Origin of the sequence: Streptomyces diastaticus subsp. diastaticus, assembly GCF_011170125.1 — a bacterium.
Taxonomy (GTDB): Bacteria; Actinomycetota; Actinomycetes; order Streptomycetales; family Streptomycetaceae; genus Streptomyces; species Streptomyces diastaticus.
Genome location: NZ_BLLN01000002.1, coordinates 755,442 through 771,037 on the forward strand (window position 1 = coordinate 755,442; position 15,596 = coordinate 771,037).

The 15,596-nt window shown below is 73.0% G+C and carries 16 protein-coding genes and 1 pseudogene; 9 read left to right on the forward strand and 8 right to left on the reverse strand.

From position 1 onward, the window contains the following. Positions 1-21 precede the first annotated feature (21 nt). Entirely contained in the window at positions 22-963 is a 942-nt protein-coding gene (locus Sdia_RS05225; protein ID WP_124287422.1) for a D-alanyl-D-alanine carboxypeptidase family protein, read from the reverse strand. 280 nt (positions 964-1,243) lie between these two features. Between Sdia_RS05225 and Sdia_RS05230 the strand changes: the two genes are divergently transcribed. Both Sdia_RS05230 and Sdia_RS05235 read left to right on the forward strand, forming a co-directional pair. Continuing rightward, the gene (locus Sdia_RS05230; RefSeq protein WP_100455168.1) at positions 1,244-1,912 is read left to right on the forward strand and encodes a GntR family transcriptional regulator; all 669 of its coding nucleotides are present in this window, start codon (positions 1,244-1,246) and stop codon (positions 1,910-1,912) included. After that, positions 1,909-3,261 (forward strand): MFS transporter, encoded by a 1,353-nt coding sequence (locus Sdia_RS05235; RefSeq protein ID WP_185393187.1) that lies wholly within the window; start codon positions 1,909-1,911, stop codon positions 3,259-3,261. The genes Sdia_RS05230 and Sdia_RS05235 overlap by 4 nt, the downstream gene beginning before the upstream one ends. An 89-nt stretch (positions 3,262-3,350) precedes the next feature. Here Sdia_RS05235 and Sdia_RS05240 read toward each other — a convergent pair whose 3' ends face one another. Next, positions 3,351-4,175 carry a maleylpyruvate isomerase family mycothiol-dependent enzyme gene (locus Sdia_RS05240; protein ID WP_100455170.1) on the reverse strand — a complete coding sequence of 275 codons (825 nt, stop codon included), beginning with the start codon at positions 4,173-4,175 and terminating at the stop codon, positions 3,351-3,353. A gap of 386 nt (positions 4,176-4,561) precedes the next feature. Here Sdia_RS05240 and Sdia_RS05245 point away from each other — a divergent pair, with 386 nt between their 5' ends. Beyond that, positions 4,562-5,365 carry a carbon-nitrogen family hydrolase gene (locus Sdia_RS05245; RefSeq protein ID WP_100455171.1) on the forward strand — a complete coding sequence of 268 codons (804 nt, stop codon included), beginning with the start codon at positions 4,562-4,564 and terminating at the stop codon, positions 5,363-5,365. A gap of 41 nt (positions 5,366-5,406) precedes the next feature. Here Sdia_RS05245 and Sdia_RS05250 read toward each other — a convergent pair whose 3' ends face one another. Then, positions 5,407-5,898, reverse strand: a complete 492-nt coding sequence (locus Sdia_RS05250; protein WP_115068929.1) for an LURP-one-related/scramblase family protein — start codon at positions 5,896-5,898, stop codon at positions 5,407-5,409. Positions 5,899-5,987: 89 nt separating this feature from the next. Continuing rightward, positions 5,988-7,103: a helix-turn-helix domain-containing protein gene (locus Sdia_RS05255; protein ID WP_189500069.1), complete on the reverse strand. Its 1,116-nt coding sequence runs from the start codon at positions 7,101-7,103 to the stop codon at positions 5,988-5,990. Positions 7,104-7,226: 123 nt separating this feature from the next. On the opposite strand from Sdia_RS05255, the pseudogene Sdia_RS29920 reads away from it, so the two are divergent. After that, a pseudogene (locus Sdia_RS29920) lies at positions 7,227-7,514 on the forward strand (transcriptional regulator); the annotation flags it as partial. Here the strand turns inward: Sdia_RS29920 and Sdia_RS05265 are convergent. Beyond that, the gene (locus Sdia_RS05265; RefSeq protein ID WP_100455478.1) at positions 7,504-8,088 is read right to left on the reverse strand and encodes a DNA-binding protein; all 585 of its coding nucleotides are present in this window, start codon (positions 8,086-8,088) and stop codon (positions 7,504-7,506) included. The pseudogene Sdia_RS29920 and the gene Sdia_RS05265 overlap by 11 nt on opposite strands. Before the next feature lie 280 nt (positions 8,089-8,368). Between Sdia_RS05265 and Sdia_RS05270 the strand changes: the two genes are divergently transcribed. The 3 genes from Sdia_RS05270 to Sdia_RS05275 all read left to right on the forward strand — a co-directional run bounded on the left by Sdia_RS05270 (position 8,369) and on the right by Sdia_RS05275 (position 10,739). Then, positions 8,369-8,566 carry a hypothetical protein gene (locus tag Sdia_RS05270; RefSeq protein WP_100455174.1) on the forward strand — a complete coding sequence of 66 codons (198 nt, stop codon included), beginning with the start codon at positions 8,369-8,371 and terminating at the stop codon, positions 8,564-8,566. Between the two features lie 11 nt (positions 8,567-8,577). Beyond that, on the forward strand, positions 8,578-8,793 hold the full coding sequence (locus Sdia_RS30880) for a DUF7848 domain-containing protein (protein ID WP_435896911.1): 216 nt from the start codon (positions 8,578-8,580) through the stop codon (positions 8,791-8,793). A 92-nt stretch (positions 8,794-8,885) separates the two neighbouring features. After that, a complete protein-coding gene (locus tag Sdia_RS05275) occupies positions 8,886-10,739 on the forward strand; it encodes an NHL domain-containing thioredoxin family protein (protein WP_189500070.1) in 1,854 nt (617 codons plus the stop codon). A gap of 21 nt (positions 10,740-10,760) precedes the next feature. Here Sdia_RS05275 and Sdia_RS05280 read toward each other — a convergent pair whose 3' ends face one another. Both Sdia_RS05280 and Sdia_RS05285 read right to left on the reverse strand, forming a co-directional pair. Next, entirely contained in the window at positions 10,761-10,991 is a 231-nt protein-coding gene (locus tag Sdia_RS05280; protein WP_100455177.1) for a DUF6458 family protein, read from the reverse strand. 222 nt (positions 10,992-11,213) lie between these two features. Then, positions 11,214-12,503 (reverse strand): M18 family aminopeptidase, encoded by a 1,290-nt coding sequence (locus tag Sdia_RS05285; protein ID WP_100455178.1) that lies wholly within the window; start codon positions 12,501-12,503, stop codon positions 11,214-11,216. An 845-nt stretch (positions 12,504-13,348) separates the two neighbouring features. Between Sdia_RS05285 and Sdia_RS29925 the strand changes: the two genes are divergently transcribed. Continuing rightward, positions 13,349-13,708, forward strand: coding sequence for a DUF6083 domain-containing protein (locus tag Sdia_RS29925; RefSeq protein WP_229830747.1), 360 nt, complete (start codon positions 13,349-13,351; stop codon positions 13,706-13,708). Positions 13,709-13,816: 108 nt separating this feature from the next. On the opposite strand, the gene Sdia_RS05295 is transcribed toward Sdia_RS29925, so the two are convergent. Continuing rightward, positions 13,817-14,794, reverse strand: coding sequence for a zinc-binding dehydrogenase (locus Sdia_RS05295; protein WP_189500071.1), 978 nt, complete (start codon positions 14,792-14,794; stop codon positions 13,817-13,819). Between the two features lie 227 nt (positions 14,795-15,021). Here Sdia_RS05295 and Sdia_RS05300 point away from each other — a divergent pair, with 227 nt between their 5' ends. Continuing rightward, positions 15,022-15,549, forward strand: a complete 528-nt coding sequence (locus Sdia_RS05300; protein ID WP_100455181.1) for a GNAT family N-acetyltransferase — start codon at positions 15,022-15,024, stop codon at positions 15,547-15,549. Positions 15,550-15,596: the final 47 nt, after the last annotated feature.

Sequence of the window (15,596 nt, forward strand, 5' to 3'; positions counted from 1 at the left end):
TCACAGAGGCGGCTCGTCGCCTCAGTCCTGCTGGGCGCCCTGCGGCAGCGGCCTCACCTTGAGGGTGCTCGTGGTCTTCTTGCCGAAGCCGTGGTCGAGCATCTTGCCGGCGTCCGCGTACCGGTTGTTGTCGTTGAGGATGACCCCGACCAGCGTCTTGCCGTTCTTCGTGGCGGAGAAGATCAGACACGGCCCCGCGGCGGTCCCCGTCCCGGTCTTGACCCCGGTGGCGCCCTTGTAGGAGCCGAGCAGCTTGTTGGTGTTGTACCAGGTGTAGGTGCGGGTCCCGCCGCTCTTCGCGGTGGCCTTCTGCTTGGTGGAGGCCGCCTTCACCACGGCCTTGAAGGTGCTGTTCTTCAGCGCGTGCCGGGCCAGTCTGGCCAGGTCGCGCGGGGTCGAGTAGTTGTTCCCGGCCTTGGAGATCCCGTCGAAGGAGTCGAACTTGGTGTTCTTCATCCCGAGTGACTTGGCCTTGGCGTTCATCTTGGAGATGAACGACTTGGTCCGGGCGGAGACGGTGGAGCCGGTGCCGAAGGTGTCGGCGAGCGCGTAGGCGGCGTCGCAGCCGGAGGGCAGCATCGTCCCGTAGAGAAGCTGGCGCACGGTCAGCTTGTCACCGGTGCGCAGGTCGGCGGTGGAGGCACCGTTCTTGGCGACGTAGTCGCGGTAGGTCTGCTTGACCGTGACCTTCTTGTCCAGGTTGACGCCCTTGGTGTCGAGGACGACGGCGACCGCCATGGTCTTGGTGGTGCTGGCCATCTGCCGCTTGGTGTCGGCGGTCTTGCTGAAGACCGTCTTCCCGCTGCCGGCGTCCATCAGGAAGGCGCCCTTGGCGCTGACCTTGGGCGCGGCGGCGGACGAGGCGGCCGCGGCGGGGCTGACGAGGGGACCGGCGACCAGTACCGCGCCGGTGGTGAGGAGGACGGCGGCCGCGCGGCGACCGCCCGAAATGCCGAAAGTCACAGGGGAAGCTCCGAGTTCGCGTTCCTTGCCCGGGATCTCCCTGGATTCCGGACGCGCAGAGCAGACTCACGGACGGGCCGAAGGGTTGTACGGCCGCGTGGCTCGCGAGTCAGGCCGGACGTGGGTTCCGCCCGGCGTGGAACGGCTGATCACCGGAACCGCGGGCGGCGGGCGACCGGCCTGCTCCGCCTTGCCCTGTGTGAGCAAAGTCATCGTCCACATCGCGGGAAGCCCCGGCGGCCCGCTGATGGTGTACGCGTCATGTATCTATCCTGTGTGCATGTCCTCAGCGCCCCCCACCGCCCCCACCGAGAAGAAGCCGCCCGCCGCCGACCGCGTCTACCGGCACGTGAAGCAGGCCGTCCTGGACCGCAGCTACGAAGGCGGCACCCTCCTCACCGAGGGCGGCCTCGCCGAGGCCGTCGGGGTCTCCCGCACTCCGGTCCGTGAGGCGCTCCTCAAACTGGAGGTCGAGGGGCTGCTGAAGCTCTACCCGAAGAAGGGTGCCCTGGTCCTGCCGGTCTCCGCCCAGGAGATCTCCGACGTCGTCGAGACCCGGCTGCTGGTCGAGGAGCACGCCGCGCGCCGCGCCGTCCCCGCACCCGCCGCCCTCATCGCCCGGCTGGAGCGGCTCCTCGCCGAGCAGCGCCGACTGGCCGAGGCCGGGGACCTCGCCGCCGTCTCGGACAAGGACCGCTCGTTCCACGCCGAGATCGTCCGCAACGCGGGCAACCAGATCCTCTCCCGCCTCTACGACCAGCTCCGCGACCGCCAGTTGCGGATGGGTGTCGCCGTCATGGAGGCCCACCCCGGCCGGATCGCCGCCAACCTCACCGAACACGCCGAACTGCTGGAGGCGATCCGCTCCGGCGACGCCGAGGCCGCCGCCGCCTGCGTCCGCGGCCACGTCGGCCGTGTCCGCGAGCTGATCCGGGGGGAGGACCGGTGACCAGCTCCACCCCCACGCCGCCCGGCACCCCCGGCTCCTCGGGCGACCGTCCCGGGCCGGGTCTGCGCCCGCCGGACCCGCCCGGCGGCCGGCGCGCGGTCCTCGTCTGGTCGGTCGGCGTCTCCGTCTACTTCGTCGCGATCATCTTCCGCACCTCGCTCGGCGTCGCCGGACTCGACGCCGCCGACCGGTTCGAGATCAACGCCTCCGCCCTGTCGACCTTCTCCATCCTCCAGCTACTGGTCTACGCCGGTATGCAGATACCCGTCGGCCTGATGGTCGACCGGGTCGGCACCAAGCGCGTCCTGACCTGGGGCGTCATCCTCTTCACCCTCGGGCAGCTCGGCTTCGCCTTCTTCCCGCACTACGGCATGGCGCTGGTCTCCCGGGCCCTGCTCGGCTGCGGTGACGCGATGACCTTCATCTCCGTGCTGCGGCTGGGCTCGCGCTGGTTCCCCGCCCGCCGCGGCCCGCTCGTCGGCCAGCTCGCCGGACTGGTCGGCATGGCCGGCAACCTCGTCTCCACCCTGGTCCTGGCCCGCCTGCTGCACGGCATCGGCTGGGAGGCGGCCTTCGGCGGCAGCGCCCTGCTCGGCGTCCTGGTCCTTGGCCTCATGCTGCTCTTCCTCAAGGACCACCCCGAGGGCCACGCACCGCCGCCGGTCCCCAAGGAGCACCGCGGCGCCGCCTTCGTCCGCCACCAGATCGCCCGGTCCTGGGCCGAGCCCGGCACCCGGCTCGGCCTGTGGACGCACTTCACCACGCAGTTCCCCGCCATGGTCTACCTGCTGCTCTGGGGACTGCCGTACCTCGTCGAGGCCCAGGGGATGACCCGCGCCGAGGCGGGGGAACTCCTCACCCTGGTGGTGCTCGCCAACATGGTGATCGGCCTGGTCTACGGCCAGCTCATCGCCCGTAACCACCGAGCCCGCAGCGTCATCGTCCTCGGCACGGTCCTCGCCACCGCCGCCTGCTGGGCCGCCGTCCTCAGCTGGCCCGGCACCGCCCCGGCCTGGCTGCTGCTGGTGCACGCCATGGTCCTCGGCGCCTGCGGGCCGGCCTCCATGGTCGGCTTCGACTTCGCCCGGCCGGCCAACCCGCCCGAGCGGCAGGGCACCGCCTCCGGCATCGTCAACATGGGCGGCTTCACCGCCTCCATGACCTCGCTGCTCGCCATCGGCGTCCTCCTCGACCTGACAGGCGACAACTACCGCGTCGCGTTCTCGGTCCTCCTCGTCCTCCAGGCGTTCGGCACCGCGCAGATCCTCCGGCTGCGCCGGGCGGCCCTGCGCCGCGAGAGCGAACGCCTGGTCGCCAGCCGGGTGGAGACCGTCCACGTACCGGCCTGACGCGGACGGGCGGGACGGCGTGAGGCCCCGGCCCCGGGCGACCGGGACCGGGGCCTCGGCGTACGTACCGCGTCCGCCGGAGCCGGCCGCTACGGCGTGACGGCGAAGTTGTCCAGGATGGCGCGGGCCAGCTCCGGGTCGCCCTCGGTCTTGACCCGGTCGCCGACGGCCTCGTGCCGCACCCGCCCGGCGGCCAGCCTGACGTACGTCTCCCAGTCCAGACTCAGTGTCACGGCCGGGCCGAGCGAGGGCGAGCCGTCGACCGAGCCGCGCCCCTCGGCGTCGACCCGTACCGTCCGCAGGAACTCCACCGGGCCCTGCACGTCGACCACGACGGCCGTGCCGGGAGGCGCACCCGCCTCGCGGGCCACCACCTTCGCCAGGCCGTCCAGCAGCATGTCGCGGGCGACCAGCGCGCCCGGCGAGTCCAGGTTGCCCGGCCGGCCGAGCGCCGTCCTGAGGTCCTGCTCGTGCAGCCAGACGTCGAAGGCACGCAGGCGCATGGCCGCTTCGAGGGTCTGCTCGGTGCCGAGGGGGCCGCGCACCGCGGTGGTGGGCTGCCGCGTCTCGTTCCGCAACTGGCGCGAGCGCCGGATGATCGTGTACTCCAGCTCGGCCGTCATCTCCGGCCCCGTGTGGTGGCGCCGTACGTCCACCTGCATCTCCATGTACCGCTGGAGGTCCGTCCGCACGTGGTACAGGTCCCGCGGCAGCGTGTGGATCGGACGGGGGTCGCCGAGCATCTCGCAGTCCAGGCCGATGACATGGGAGACCACATCACGCACCGACCAGGCCGGGCAGGGCGTCGCGAGGTTCCACTGCGCCTCGGGGAGTGGCTGGACCAGCTCGGATATCGCTTCGACGGAGTGGGTCCAGGCATCGGCGTAGGACTGAAGGCTGGGATGGAGACTCACGTGATCCCTCGGGCGAGTGGTGCGCGGGCGGTCGGATGACGGCGGGTACGGGCGAACGGCGGTGCGGGCGGCCCGTACGGTCGTACGGGTCGTCTCCGTACGCGCATCGTACGGACCACCGGTCCCCGGTCGCTTTCGGACAAGGGCAGTCGGGCAACGGACAGCGGGCGGACGGACGGCTGACGGCTGGCGGACATCGTGTGGACGGCGGGCGTGCGGGCGGCGCGTCCGCTCGGGACGAGGGGCCGGCATGCCGGGTGTTCGGTCCCCTCCGACGCGCCCCTTCGTGGAACAGCACAGTACGCTGCCCCAAGGCACCCCGGCAGTGCTTTCGTGTGACGATCGTAGGCCTGTGTTGACGGTTCGAATGCCAGGACGGTGGTAGTGTGCGCGCCTCGCTCATCCAGATCTGTGTCGACCCGGCCGAATCGGTGGCCGCCCGCAGGGACCGCGCCGCCGGTCTGGTCCGCGAGCGAACCGGCTCCGACCTGGTCGTCCTCCCCGAGTTGTGGACCACCGGCGCCTTCGCCTTCGACCACTTCGGGGAGCACGCCGAGGAGTTGCGCGGCCCGACCTTCCTCGCCCTCTCCCGGGCCGCCCGCGACGCCGGTGTCTGGCTGCACGGCGGTTCCATCCCCGAGCACGACGCCGGGGGCCGCCTCTACAACACCTCGCTCGTCTTCGCCCCCGACGGCACCCTCGCCGCCTCCTACCGCAAGATCCACCGCTTCGGCTTCGACCAGGGCGAGGCCGTGCTGATGGGCGCCGGCGACCGCCTCGTCACCGTCGACCTCCCGGAGACCACCCTCGGCCTCGCCACCTGCTACGACCTGCGCTTCCCCGAGCAGTTCCGCGGCCTGGTCGACGCCGGCGCCGAGACCCTCGTCGTCCCCGCCGGCTGGCCCGCCCGCCGTGCCGCCCACTGGAACCTCCTGGCCCGCGCCCGCGCCGTCGAGAACCAGGCGTACGTCCTGGCCTGCGGCACCGCCGGCACCCACGCCGGGACCGAGCAGGCGGGCCGCTCCCTCGTCGTCGACCCCTGGGGCGAGGTGCTGGCTGAGGCGGGCACCGAGGAGGAGATCCTCACCGTCGACTTCGACCCGGCCACGGTCGCCGCGACCCGTGACCGCTTCCCGGCTCTGAAGGACCGGCGGCTGGGGCTGGCGGAGCCGAAGGAGATCCGGCCGTAACGGCGGCCGGCCCTGGTCGGCACCCGCCTCCGCCCAGGGCCTCAGTCCTCCCGGCCCTTCTCGGCGAGCGTGATCACGCACACCGCGATGGCGATGACCAACGCCGGGTCCATGTCGTCCCGGACCACGTCGACGCCGTAGGTGTCGCGCACGGTGAGCCAGCGCCGCGAGATCTGCGCCAGCAGCTCCCCGTCGTACTCGACCGCGAACTCCCGGTCGAGGATGCGCCCGCTGACGTCCAGTTCGGTCCCGTCGACCATGGTGACCCGGAAGTGGTTCCGCAGCAGCGAGAGCCGCTTCCGCTTCACGGTGGCGAGCTTCTCGTCGCCGCGCTCGAGCACCATCGTGTCCCGCAGACTCACCAGCTTCTGCCGGATGTCGACGAGCACCCGCCCGTCCACGTCCTTCAACTCGAAGGTGTCCCGCAGCCGCATGGCCTTGCCGTCGACGAGGTAGACCTTCCGCCCGTCGGCATCCTCGATCCAGTAGTCGTCGCCGACCCCGAAGATCCGTTCACGCACTTGGAATCTCATGGGGGTCAGGTTCCCGCTGGGGGCGGGGGAATGCGCGGGCGGCGCGCGGAGGGGCGTGGTTCCGCCCCGCTACGGATTCCGGTCACGCCTCACCCTTTTACTCCCCCCTCCACCTCGCCCATCAACAACCGCAACGTCAGCGAGTGCTTCTCGGGCGGCAGGGCGTCCAAGGCGGCCCGCGCATGCGCGACGCCCCCGGCCTTGTCCCCCGACCTGGCCAGCATCAGCCCCCGGTGCATCTCCAGGTGGGTCGCGAAGCGAGGCAGCTCGGCGGGGAGTTCGCGTACCGACGCCTCCTGCGCCGCCACCGCCGCGTCCTCGTCGCCCAGCCGGGCCGCCAGCAGCGACACGAAGACGTTCATCCGCCACCAGGGCACGGCGTAGTCCGAGGTCTGCTCGTACGAGCCGGCCCGGTCGAAGACGGCGCGGCCCTGCTCCAGCAGCGCCCGCGCCGTGCCCTCGTCCCCACGCAGGGCAGCCGCGTGCGCCTTGCCCATGACGGCGTTGAGGAGCCCCAGCGAGGGGCGCTCGCTGATCGACATGGCCTGGTCGGCCAACATGTCCGCGACGCCGAGCGAGGCGCCCTCGTACCCCAGCGCGATGGCGGCCCGCCCGCGCACCCAGACCCGCGTGGCCTCGTCCCCGGACCGGTCCGCCGCCATGGCCGCCATTCGGTACCACCCCACCGCCTTGGCCCCGTCCGCCCCCGGGAACGTCTTCGCGTACAGAGTCATGAGCCGCGCCGCCACCGACCACAGCCGAGGCTCCTCCAACTGCTGCTGCACCGCGACCAGCTCCCCGGAGATCCGCCGCTGGATGTCGGCGGCCCCCATGCTCATGTACTGCGTCCCGTACGTGGCGAGCTTCGCCTCCCACTCCTCCACGTCCGGCCCGCCCCGCAGCCGGGCGGCGAACCCCGCGTGGAGCAGATCCGAGGCGACCACGGGCGCTATGGCCGTGGCGGCGGCATCCGACAGGAACGTACGGCGGTTCACTTCACCCTCCAGCACAGCGAGCGGAACATCGAGCACAGCCGACAGACACCGCAGGTAGTACGGCCCCGGCACGACCTTCCCGCGCTCCCACCGACTGACGTACTCCCGGTCGAGCCCGGTCCCGAACACCTCGTTGACGGCACCGGCGAGTCGGCCCTGGGACCAGCCTCGGGCGGTGCGGAGGTCTCTGATGAGGGTGGCGATGGCCATGGCTCATGGTGCCTCTGCGGACGTTCCCGGGCGTAGCGTCTGCGCCATGGCTACCGAGCACTTCACGCCACCGAGTTGGCGATCATGGGGCCGAGGAGTGGGTCGGAGGAGTCGGCGGCACGCCTGCAGAACGAACGCCCGGAGGAGGCGTTGACGCTGGCCAGGGGCATGAGGCTGAGCCGGGACACACCGCCGTCCTGGCGCGCTTGGCTGCTGGACGTGGCCCGGGCGCATACGGACATGGGGAACGCGGCGGAGGCGGTACGGGCGTTGGAGCGGTTGCGGCGGGTGGCGCCGGGGTGGTGTCGGCAGCACAGCGCAGCCGTCACGCTCGTACGGGACCTGGGGGACGCTCCGTCTCCTCCACCGGGTCCGGGACGACTGGCCGGGTCGCTGGGCCTCACCGCGTAGGCAGGGGAACCGCCGTCCGCCACAATTCCTCGGCATGTTCGCTGAACCGCTCGAACATGCCCTTCTCCCCCTGCCTGCGGAGATGCAACAGCGGCGAGTCGTGGCCGACGAGCCGGGCGAGGTGCGGGGTGACCAGGGCCTCGCGGTCGAAGCGGAAGACGGAGAGGCTCACGTGGTTGGTGGCGTCCTCGGGCGCGCTGAACCGGGTCTCCAGTCCGTCCAGCTTCCCCAGCCGGTCGAGGTTCTCCAAGGTGATGCGGATGCGCGTCGAGACGGAGAGAGCCACGTCCTCCACCACCTCCCGCTGCCGGGTCACCTGCCCTTCCGGGTCGCCCAGGAGGAACCGCACCCGGCAGCCCTCGGCCGCCTTCCGCCGCAGGGTGTCCGCGAAGGCGGGGACCTGCGTCCAGAGGAAGTAGTTGGTGTACCCGGCGAAGAACAGCTCCTCGTCGGCCGAGTCGATCAGGTCCGCCCACACGGTCGACGGGCACGCCGACCGGTACGGGTAGCTCTGGACGAGTTCACGGTCGTGGCCGCTCTTGATGCGGTCCTTGACTGCCTGCGGCCAGATCATGTCCTCATCCACTCCCAACGCCCGACAGGCGTCATCGCGGTTCCTTGCGTGGGGCCTCAGCCCGGAGTCTGCCAGCCACCGTTCCACGGTCTTGCTGGTGACCCCGATGCGCAGGGCGAGTTGGCGCGGGCTGAGTCCAGCATCCGCGATAGCCGAGCGCAGGGCAGAGTTCAAGGCATCTCCCACGGACGTTTGGGCCTTCTCCGACCGTAGCGAGAAGAGGCCCAGACGTCCCCGTTTCGCTGTCGATACGTCCTTGAGGGGCCGCGACGATGCCGCCATGAGCGAACCTACGAGGTACCAGACCGGCCCTGTGGAACTCCCTCTCCGTCTCGACCCGGAACCCACCCCGGTCGACGGCTGCCCCTACTGCACCGAGCTGGCCCGTGTGCGGAGCTGGGCGCGGGCCGGTGGGGACATGACGACCGTCAGTGACTGCAACGTGTTCCTGCGGCGGCATCCCGAGGGGCATCGGTGAGTCGGCGGGCGGTGTTCCGGTTCGTGAGGCACACGATGCGGCGGGTGGAGGGGGTGGCGCCGGTGTGTGAGGTGTTCTGCGCGGAGCCTGGGTGCGGGGAGAGGTCCGGTGCCGGGGCGGAGGCCGGAGTGGTGGAGGAGTGGGCGTTGCGGCATGCCGGGCGGACGGGGCACGGGGAGTACCGGCGGGTGTTCACGGATCGGGCGCGGGTGACGCGGGAGGGGTGAACGGGCCGTTCCCGGGGCCCGGAACTGTGTCACCCCCGTGAACGCATGGCCGGGATGCGCCCCCCGCCCTCGGCGGATGGCACCCTTGGCGTATGAGTAAGCGTGCACGTGTCCGCGCCCCTGAACTGGTGGGAAAGGGTGGCTGGCTCAATACGGGTGGCGATGAGCTGAGTCTCCAGGGTCTTCGGGGGAAGATCGTGATCGCCGATTTCTGGACGTTCTGCTGTGTGAACTGTCTGCATGTTCTCGACGAGCTCCGTGAGCTGGAGGAGCGGCACCGGGACACCGTGGTGATCGTGGGGGTGCACTCGCCGAAGTTCGTGCACGAGGCGGAGCATCAGGCCGTGGTGGACGCGGTGGAGCGGTACGGGGTGGAGCACCCGGTGCTGGACGATCCGGAGCTGGTGACCTGGAAGCAGTACGCGGTGCGGGCCTGGCCGACGCTGGTGGTGATCGACCCCGAGGGGTACGTGGTCGCGCAGCACGCCGGTGAGGGGCACGCGCACGCCATCGAGAAGCTGGTCGAGGAGCTGGAGGCGGAGCACGGGGCGAAGGGGACGCTGCGGCGCGGCGACGGGCCGTACGTGCCGCCGGAGCCGGTGGCGGGGGCGCTGCGGTTCCCTGGGCGCGCCGTGCTGCTGCCCTCGGGGAACTTCCTGGTCAGCGACACGACTCGGCACCAGCTGGTGGAGCTGGCGGAGGACGGGGAGAGCGTCGTCCGGCGGATCGGCGGCGAGGGCGAGCGCGGGCTGGCCGACGGCGGCCCGGCCGAGGCGCGGTTCAGCGAGCCGCAGGGCCTCGCGCTGACCCCGGAGGGCGACGCGGTGATCGTCGCGGACACCGTCAACCACGCGCTGCGCCGGGTCGAGCTGGCGAGCGGCGTGGTGTCGACGCCGGCCGGGACCGGGCGGCAGTGGTGGCAGGGGTCGCCGACCTCGGGACCGGCGCGCGAGGTGGACCTCTCCTCGCCGTGGGACGTGGCCTGGTTCGGCGGCAGGGTGTGGATCGCCATGGCGGGGACGCACCAGCTGTGGACGTACGACCCCCAGGCCGGGACGGTCGCCGTGGCGGCCGGGACCACCAACGAGGGGCTGGTCGACGGGCCCGGGGCCGAGGCGTGGTTCGCGCAGCCCTCGGGGCTGGCCGCCGACGGGGACGAGCGGCTGTGGGTGGCCGACTCGGAGACCTCGGCGCTGCGCTGGGTCGACCCGGAGGGCACCGTGCACACGGCGGTCGGCACCGGACTCTTCGACTTCGGGCACCGGGACGGCGACGCCGCGCAGGCCCTGTTCCAGCACCCGCTGGCGGTGACGGTGCTGCCCGACGGCTCGGTCGCGGTCAGCGACACGTACAACCACGCGCTGCGGCGCTACGACCCGGCCTCCGGCGAGGTGAGCACCCTCGCGACGGATCTGCGGGAGCCCTCGGGCGCGGTGCTGGCGGGCGAGGAGATCGTGGTGGTCGAGTCGGCGCGGCATCGGCTGACGCGGCTGCGGCTGCCCGAGGAGGCGGTCCGCGTCGAGGGGGTCGCGCACCGCACGCAGCGGGCCGCCACCGAGATCGCGCCGGGCAGGCTCCGGCTGGACGTGGTCTTCCAGGCGCCGGCCGGGCAGAAGCTGGACACGCGCTACGGGCCCTCGACCCGGCTGCTGGTCTCCGCGACCCCGCCCGAGCTGCTGCTCGACGGGGACGGCGCGGGCACGGACCTGTTCCGCGAGCTGCCGCTCAACCCGGAGATCGGTGAGGGCGTGCTGCACGTGTCGGCGATGGCCGCCTCCTGCGACGACGACCCGTCCAACGAGTACCCGGCGTGCCACGTCCACCAGCAGGACTGGGGTGTCCCGGTGCGCGTCGTGGCCCCGGGCGAGGGGGACGGCGGGTCCGGCGGTACGGACCGGCTCGCGCTCGTCCTCGCGGGGATGGACGAGGACGCGGCCGGTTCCTGACCGCCGTCCGCCGGGCCGTTCTCAGAGGAGGCGGTCGTCGCGGGGGCGGTCGCCTTCGACGACCGGCGGTGCCTGCGTCATGAGCAGGCGCCGGCGCCGGGCGATGCTGGTGAACGCGACGGTGCCGATCACGCCGACGAGCATGAGGATCGCCCCGACCAGGGTGAGATTGACCCCCTCCAGCTCCCAGTCGGTCGCGAAGGTGAGAATCGCTCCCACGGCGATGAGGATGATGCATCCGCCGAGGCCCATGGCTGTCGCCTCCTGTAGGTGGACGGCGGAGTTCCCCTCCCGGTTGGAGAGGCGGCTGCCGCGCGTCCTGTCGTAAGCCTGTGCACGGGGCGCGTACCCCCGCGTCCGCCCGGCAAGCGGCAGGGAGCGTGGTGGAGATGCGAAAGGCGGTGCCGGCCGGGCCTGTTGAGGCCCGGCCGGCACCGCCTTACGTGTGGGCGGCCCCGGCGTGGGCCGGCCCGGTCAGCCCTCCAGGAAGGCCGTCAGGGCGTTGGCCAGCAGGAACGGGTCGTCGGCCCCGCACAGCTCGCGGGCGCTGTGCATGGAGAGGATGGCGACGCCGATGTCGACCGTCTTGATGCCGTGGCGGGCCGCGGTGATCGGGCCGATCGTGGTGCCACAGGGCATCGCGTTGTTGGAGACGAAGTTCTGGAACGGGACCCCGGCCTTCTCGCACGCCTCGGCGAAGATGGCGCGGCCCGAACCGTCGGTGGCGTAGCGCATGTTGACGTTGACCTTGAGGATGGGTCCGCCGTTGGCGCGCGGGTGGTGGGTCGGGTCGTGCCGCTCCGGGTAGTTCGGGTGGACGGCGTGGCCGGTGTCCGAGGAGAGGCAGACGGTCCCGGCGAGGGCACGGGCGCGGTCCTCGGGGGAGCCGCCCCGGGCGTGGACCGAGCGCTCCAGGACCGAACCGAGGAGCGGGCCGTCGGCGCCGGTGTCCGACTGCGAGCCGTTCTCCTCGTGGTCGAAGGCGGCCAGGACCGGGATGTGCGGCAGGTCCGCGGTGGCGGCTGCGGCCGCGAGCGCGGCGGCGCCCGCGTGCACGGAGAGGAGGTTGTCCATCCGGGGACCGGCGACCAGTTCGCGGTCGCGGCCCAGGTAGGCGGGTGCCTCCACCGGGTGCGGCATGAGGTCCCAGCCGGCCACCTCGGCGGCGTCGACCCCGGCCTCCTCCGCGACGAAGGCGATGAGGTCGCCCTCCTGCACGTCCCCGAGGCCCCAGATCGGCTGCATGTGCTTCTGCCGGTCCAGCTTCAGGCCGTCGTTGGCGCTCCGGTCCAGGTGGATGGCGAGCTGGGGGACGCGCAGCAGCGGCCGGTCGATGTTGACCAGGACGTCGCGGCCGTCCTTGAGCGTGATCCGCCCGGCGAGGCCGAGGTCCCGGTCCAGCCAGGTGTTGAGCAGAGTGCCGCCGTAGAGCTCCACGGCGACCTGCCGCCAGCCCGCCGCGCCGGTGTCCGGCAGCGGCTTGACCCGCAGGTTCGGGGAGTCGGTGTGCGCGCCGACGATCCGGAAGGGGGTGTGGGGCTCGGCACCCTCCGGGACGTACCAGGCGATGAGGGCGCCGCCCCGCAGAACGTATTTTCCGCCGGTGGTCCCGTCCCAGGCGTCGGTCTCCTCGACCTTGCGGAAACCGGCCTTCTCCAGCCGCTCGGCCGCGTTGGCCACCGCGTGGTACGGGGACGGGCTCGCCGCCAGGTAGGTGAGGAGGTCGTCGGTGTGGCCGCGGTCGAAGCGGGCGGGTCTGCTCATACGCCCAGCCTAACCAGGCGTCTCCTCCTACGGGCCGGGGGCGGCGGAGACCAGGCGATTCCCGGGGGAAGGCTCCGCCCGGGGTGGAAAGGGGCCTCTGCCGCCAGCCGGATGTTTCACGTGAAACCTCGCGCCCGGGGCAAGCCGAGCCTGCTCCCGGTGCCACTCAAGGTCCCCGTCGTCTGGTTCCACGTGAAACATCAGCCCTTTCCGCCCCGGCTCTCCGACGCCGGTTTCCCGGCGCCGGCTCTCTTGCGCCGGCGTCCAGCGCCCGGTTCCACGTGAAACACCTGTACGGCGCCTGAGCCCTCACCCGCCCGCCCCGCCTCACGGGCGGACCAGGCCCTGCCCCCGTGCGGCGACTGCGCACGCGATCCCCGCTGTACACCCTCGCGCCCGGGCGTTGTCAGTGCCCCGTGCCACCATCGCGGCAGGCGCGTGGGGCCGGGCAGGTCGGGGGTCCGGCCCGGGCCCACGCGCTGTCGGCCCGCCGCCGGAGGCGGACCGGCGGTGACCGCCGACCGAGGGGGGACCAGGTGACCTCGCAGACCTACCGTTCCGCGTACACCGCCCGTGAGCCCGGTGGCCTCCGGGCTCTGCCCGAGGGTTCACGAAGCCGGGCGCCCCTCGTCCGGCGCAGCTCCGGGCCGGAGCGCTCCGCTGCGGACTCCGCTCCCGTGCTGCCGCGCCAGGCGGGGCCACCCGGCCCCGCCTGCCCGGCCTGCGGAGCACCCGGCGCGCGGTGGCACGGCCCGCTGGCGCTGCCACTCTGCCCCAGTTGCACGGGGGCGGCCTCTCCGGCACCGGCCGGTGATCCCGTGCGGCTGGGCGATCTCCTGCCGGTGATGACCGCGACCCTGGTCCGCGCCGAGCACGGCCAGCCGCTCCCCGAACGGGCTGAGGCGGTGCCCTCGCCCGGCGCGGGGAAGCCGATGACCTGCCGTTACTGCCTCGCGCCCGGCCGCTGGCACACCACGGTCGGCGGTGCCTGGATACCGATGGAGCCCGACCCCTTCCCCGCGTACCGGGTCCCGGCGCGTCACCGGTGGCGGATCGCGCCGGACGGGACGGCGCTGCCACTCGGCCGGGCGGTCCCGGCGGACACCTGTCGGGTCAGCCACTTCTCGGTCTGCCCGGCCCGCCCGGCCCCGCTGGAGTCCCCCGAGTTGCTGGCGCGCCGGCGCTCCCACGGCGGGCGGGGCTGAGGGGGCCTCCCACGGGGTCCGCCCTCGCGCGGGGTCTCCGCGCGGAGCCCGGGACGGGACGGGCGAGGCCGCCTCCCTCCCCGAGCGGAGGCGGCGGGGTGTCGGTCGTCAGGGGACCAGGACGACCTTCCCGGTGGTCCGGCGGGCCGCCATCTCCGCGTGGGCGTGGGCCGCTTCGCTGAGGGCGAAGCTCTGGTAGCCGGCCTCCAGGCGGCCGGCCGCTCCCGCCTCCAGGGCACGGGCGCGGGAGAGCCGGGGGTCGGCGTCCTGGGCGACCCACCGTTCGATGGCGGGGACGACCGTCACCGAGCGGGCGGCCGCCTCCTGCGGGTCGGGGGCGAACCAGCTGCCGGAGGAGGCGCCGATGGTGACCAGACGACCGCCGTCGGCGAGCAGCCCGTACGCCTCGGCGGCCTTCTCTCCGCCGACGCCGTCGAGGACGGCGGTGACGGGCCGGTCGGTGCCGAAGCGGGCGCGGACGGCCTCGCTCCAGCCCGGCCGGTCGTAGTCGACGGCGAGGTCGGCGCCGAGCGCACGCACCGTCCCGGTCTTGGCGGTGCCGCCGGCCGCGCCGATCACGGTGCCGCCGAGCGCACGGACGTGAGGGACGGCGAGGCGGCCGATCCCCCCGGCGGCCGAGAGGACCAGCAGCACGTCCTCGGGGACCGGGGCGACCTGGTCGAGGAAGTCGAGCGTGATGGCGCCGGTGCCGATGAGGGTGACGGCGGCCTCGTGGCCGAGGGCGTCCGGCAGTTCGTGCAGTGCGGAGACGGGGGCGGTGACGAGCGAGGCGTAGCCGCCCGGGCTCGGGGACCGGGTGACCACGCGTCGCCCGAGCCACGCGTCGCCCACGCCCTCGCCCACCGCGTCGACCGTGCCCGCCGTCTCGCTGCCCATGATCGCGGGCAGCCCCGGGGCGGGCGGCAGCCCTTCCGCGCCGCCGGCCCGCAGCCGGCCCTCGATGAAGTGGACACCGCACGCCCGGACGGCGATCCGGACCTCTCCCGGACCCGGGACGGGGTCGGGCACCTCCTCGTACCGGAGTACCTCGGGGCCGCCGTACGCGCGTATGACCACTGCCCTCATCGTCCGTCTCCTCCGTGCGTGGTGTCGGTCGCCCGGCCCGGCGGACGGCCGGCCGGCGGTCCCGGCCGCACCTGTGGCGGCGCGGCCGTTCGCCACCCTGCGGCCTCAAGCGGACTTCAGGTCAAGAACCGCGGGACCGGCGCGGTGGCGAGGCGTGGGCGATGCCCGGGCGCGAGTGAGGGACAGGGCGGCACGGGGCGGGGGCGGCGGGCGGATACCGTCCTCCCATGCCGCAGCTGATCGAACCCTCCCCCGCCCTGCACGCCTCCTGGCTGGCCGCCCGCGCCGAGTGGGAGGCGCTGGGGACCGAGGACGGGGCCGGGCGGCACCTCGTACCGGAGCAGGGCCTGGACACGGCGGAGGGGTTCCGTCTGTGGACCGAGGCGTTGCGGGAGCAGGAGACGAACCCGGTCGGCGGGTACGTACCGGCCACCCACCGGTGGATCGTCGAGGACGGCGTCTTCCTCGGCGCCATCGACCTGCGCCACCGGCTCAACGGCTTCCTCCTGGAGGCGGGCGGCCACATCGGCTACTCCGTCCGCCCCTCGGCACGCGGCCGGTCCGTCGCCACCTGGGCGCTCGGCGAGATGCTGAAGGAGGCCAGGGCGCGCGGCATCGACCAGGTCCTGATCACCTGCGACGAGGACAACGAGGCGTCGGCGCGGGTCGCCGAGCACCAGGGCGCGGTGCTGGAGGACGTGCGGGACACGGTGCTCGGCCGCAAGTGCCGCTTCTGGATCGCCCTCGACGACTGAGCGGCGCCCGAGCACGTCCGGGCCGGCGGGCCACCGACGCCGAAGGC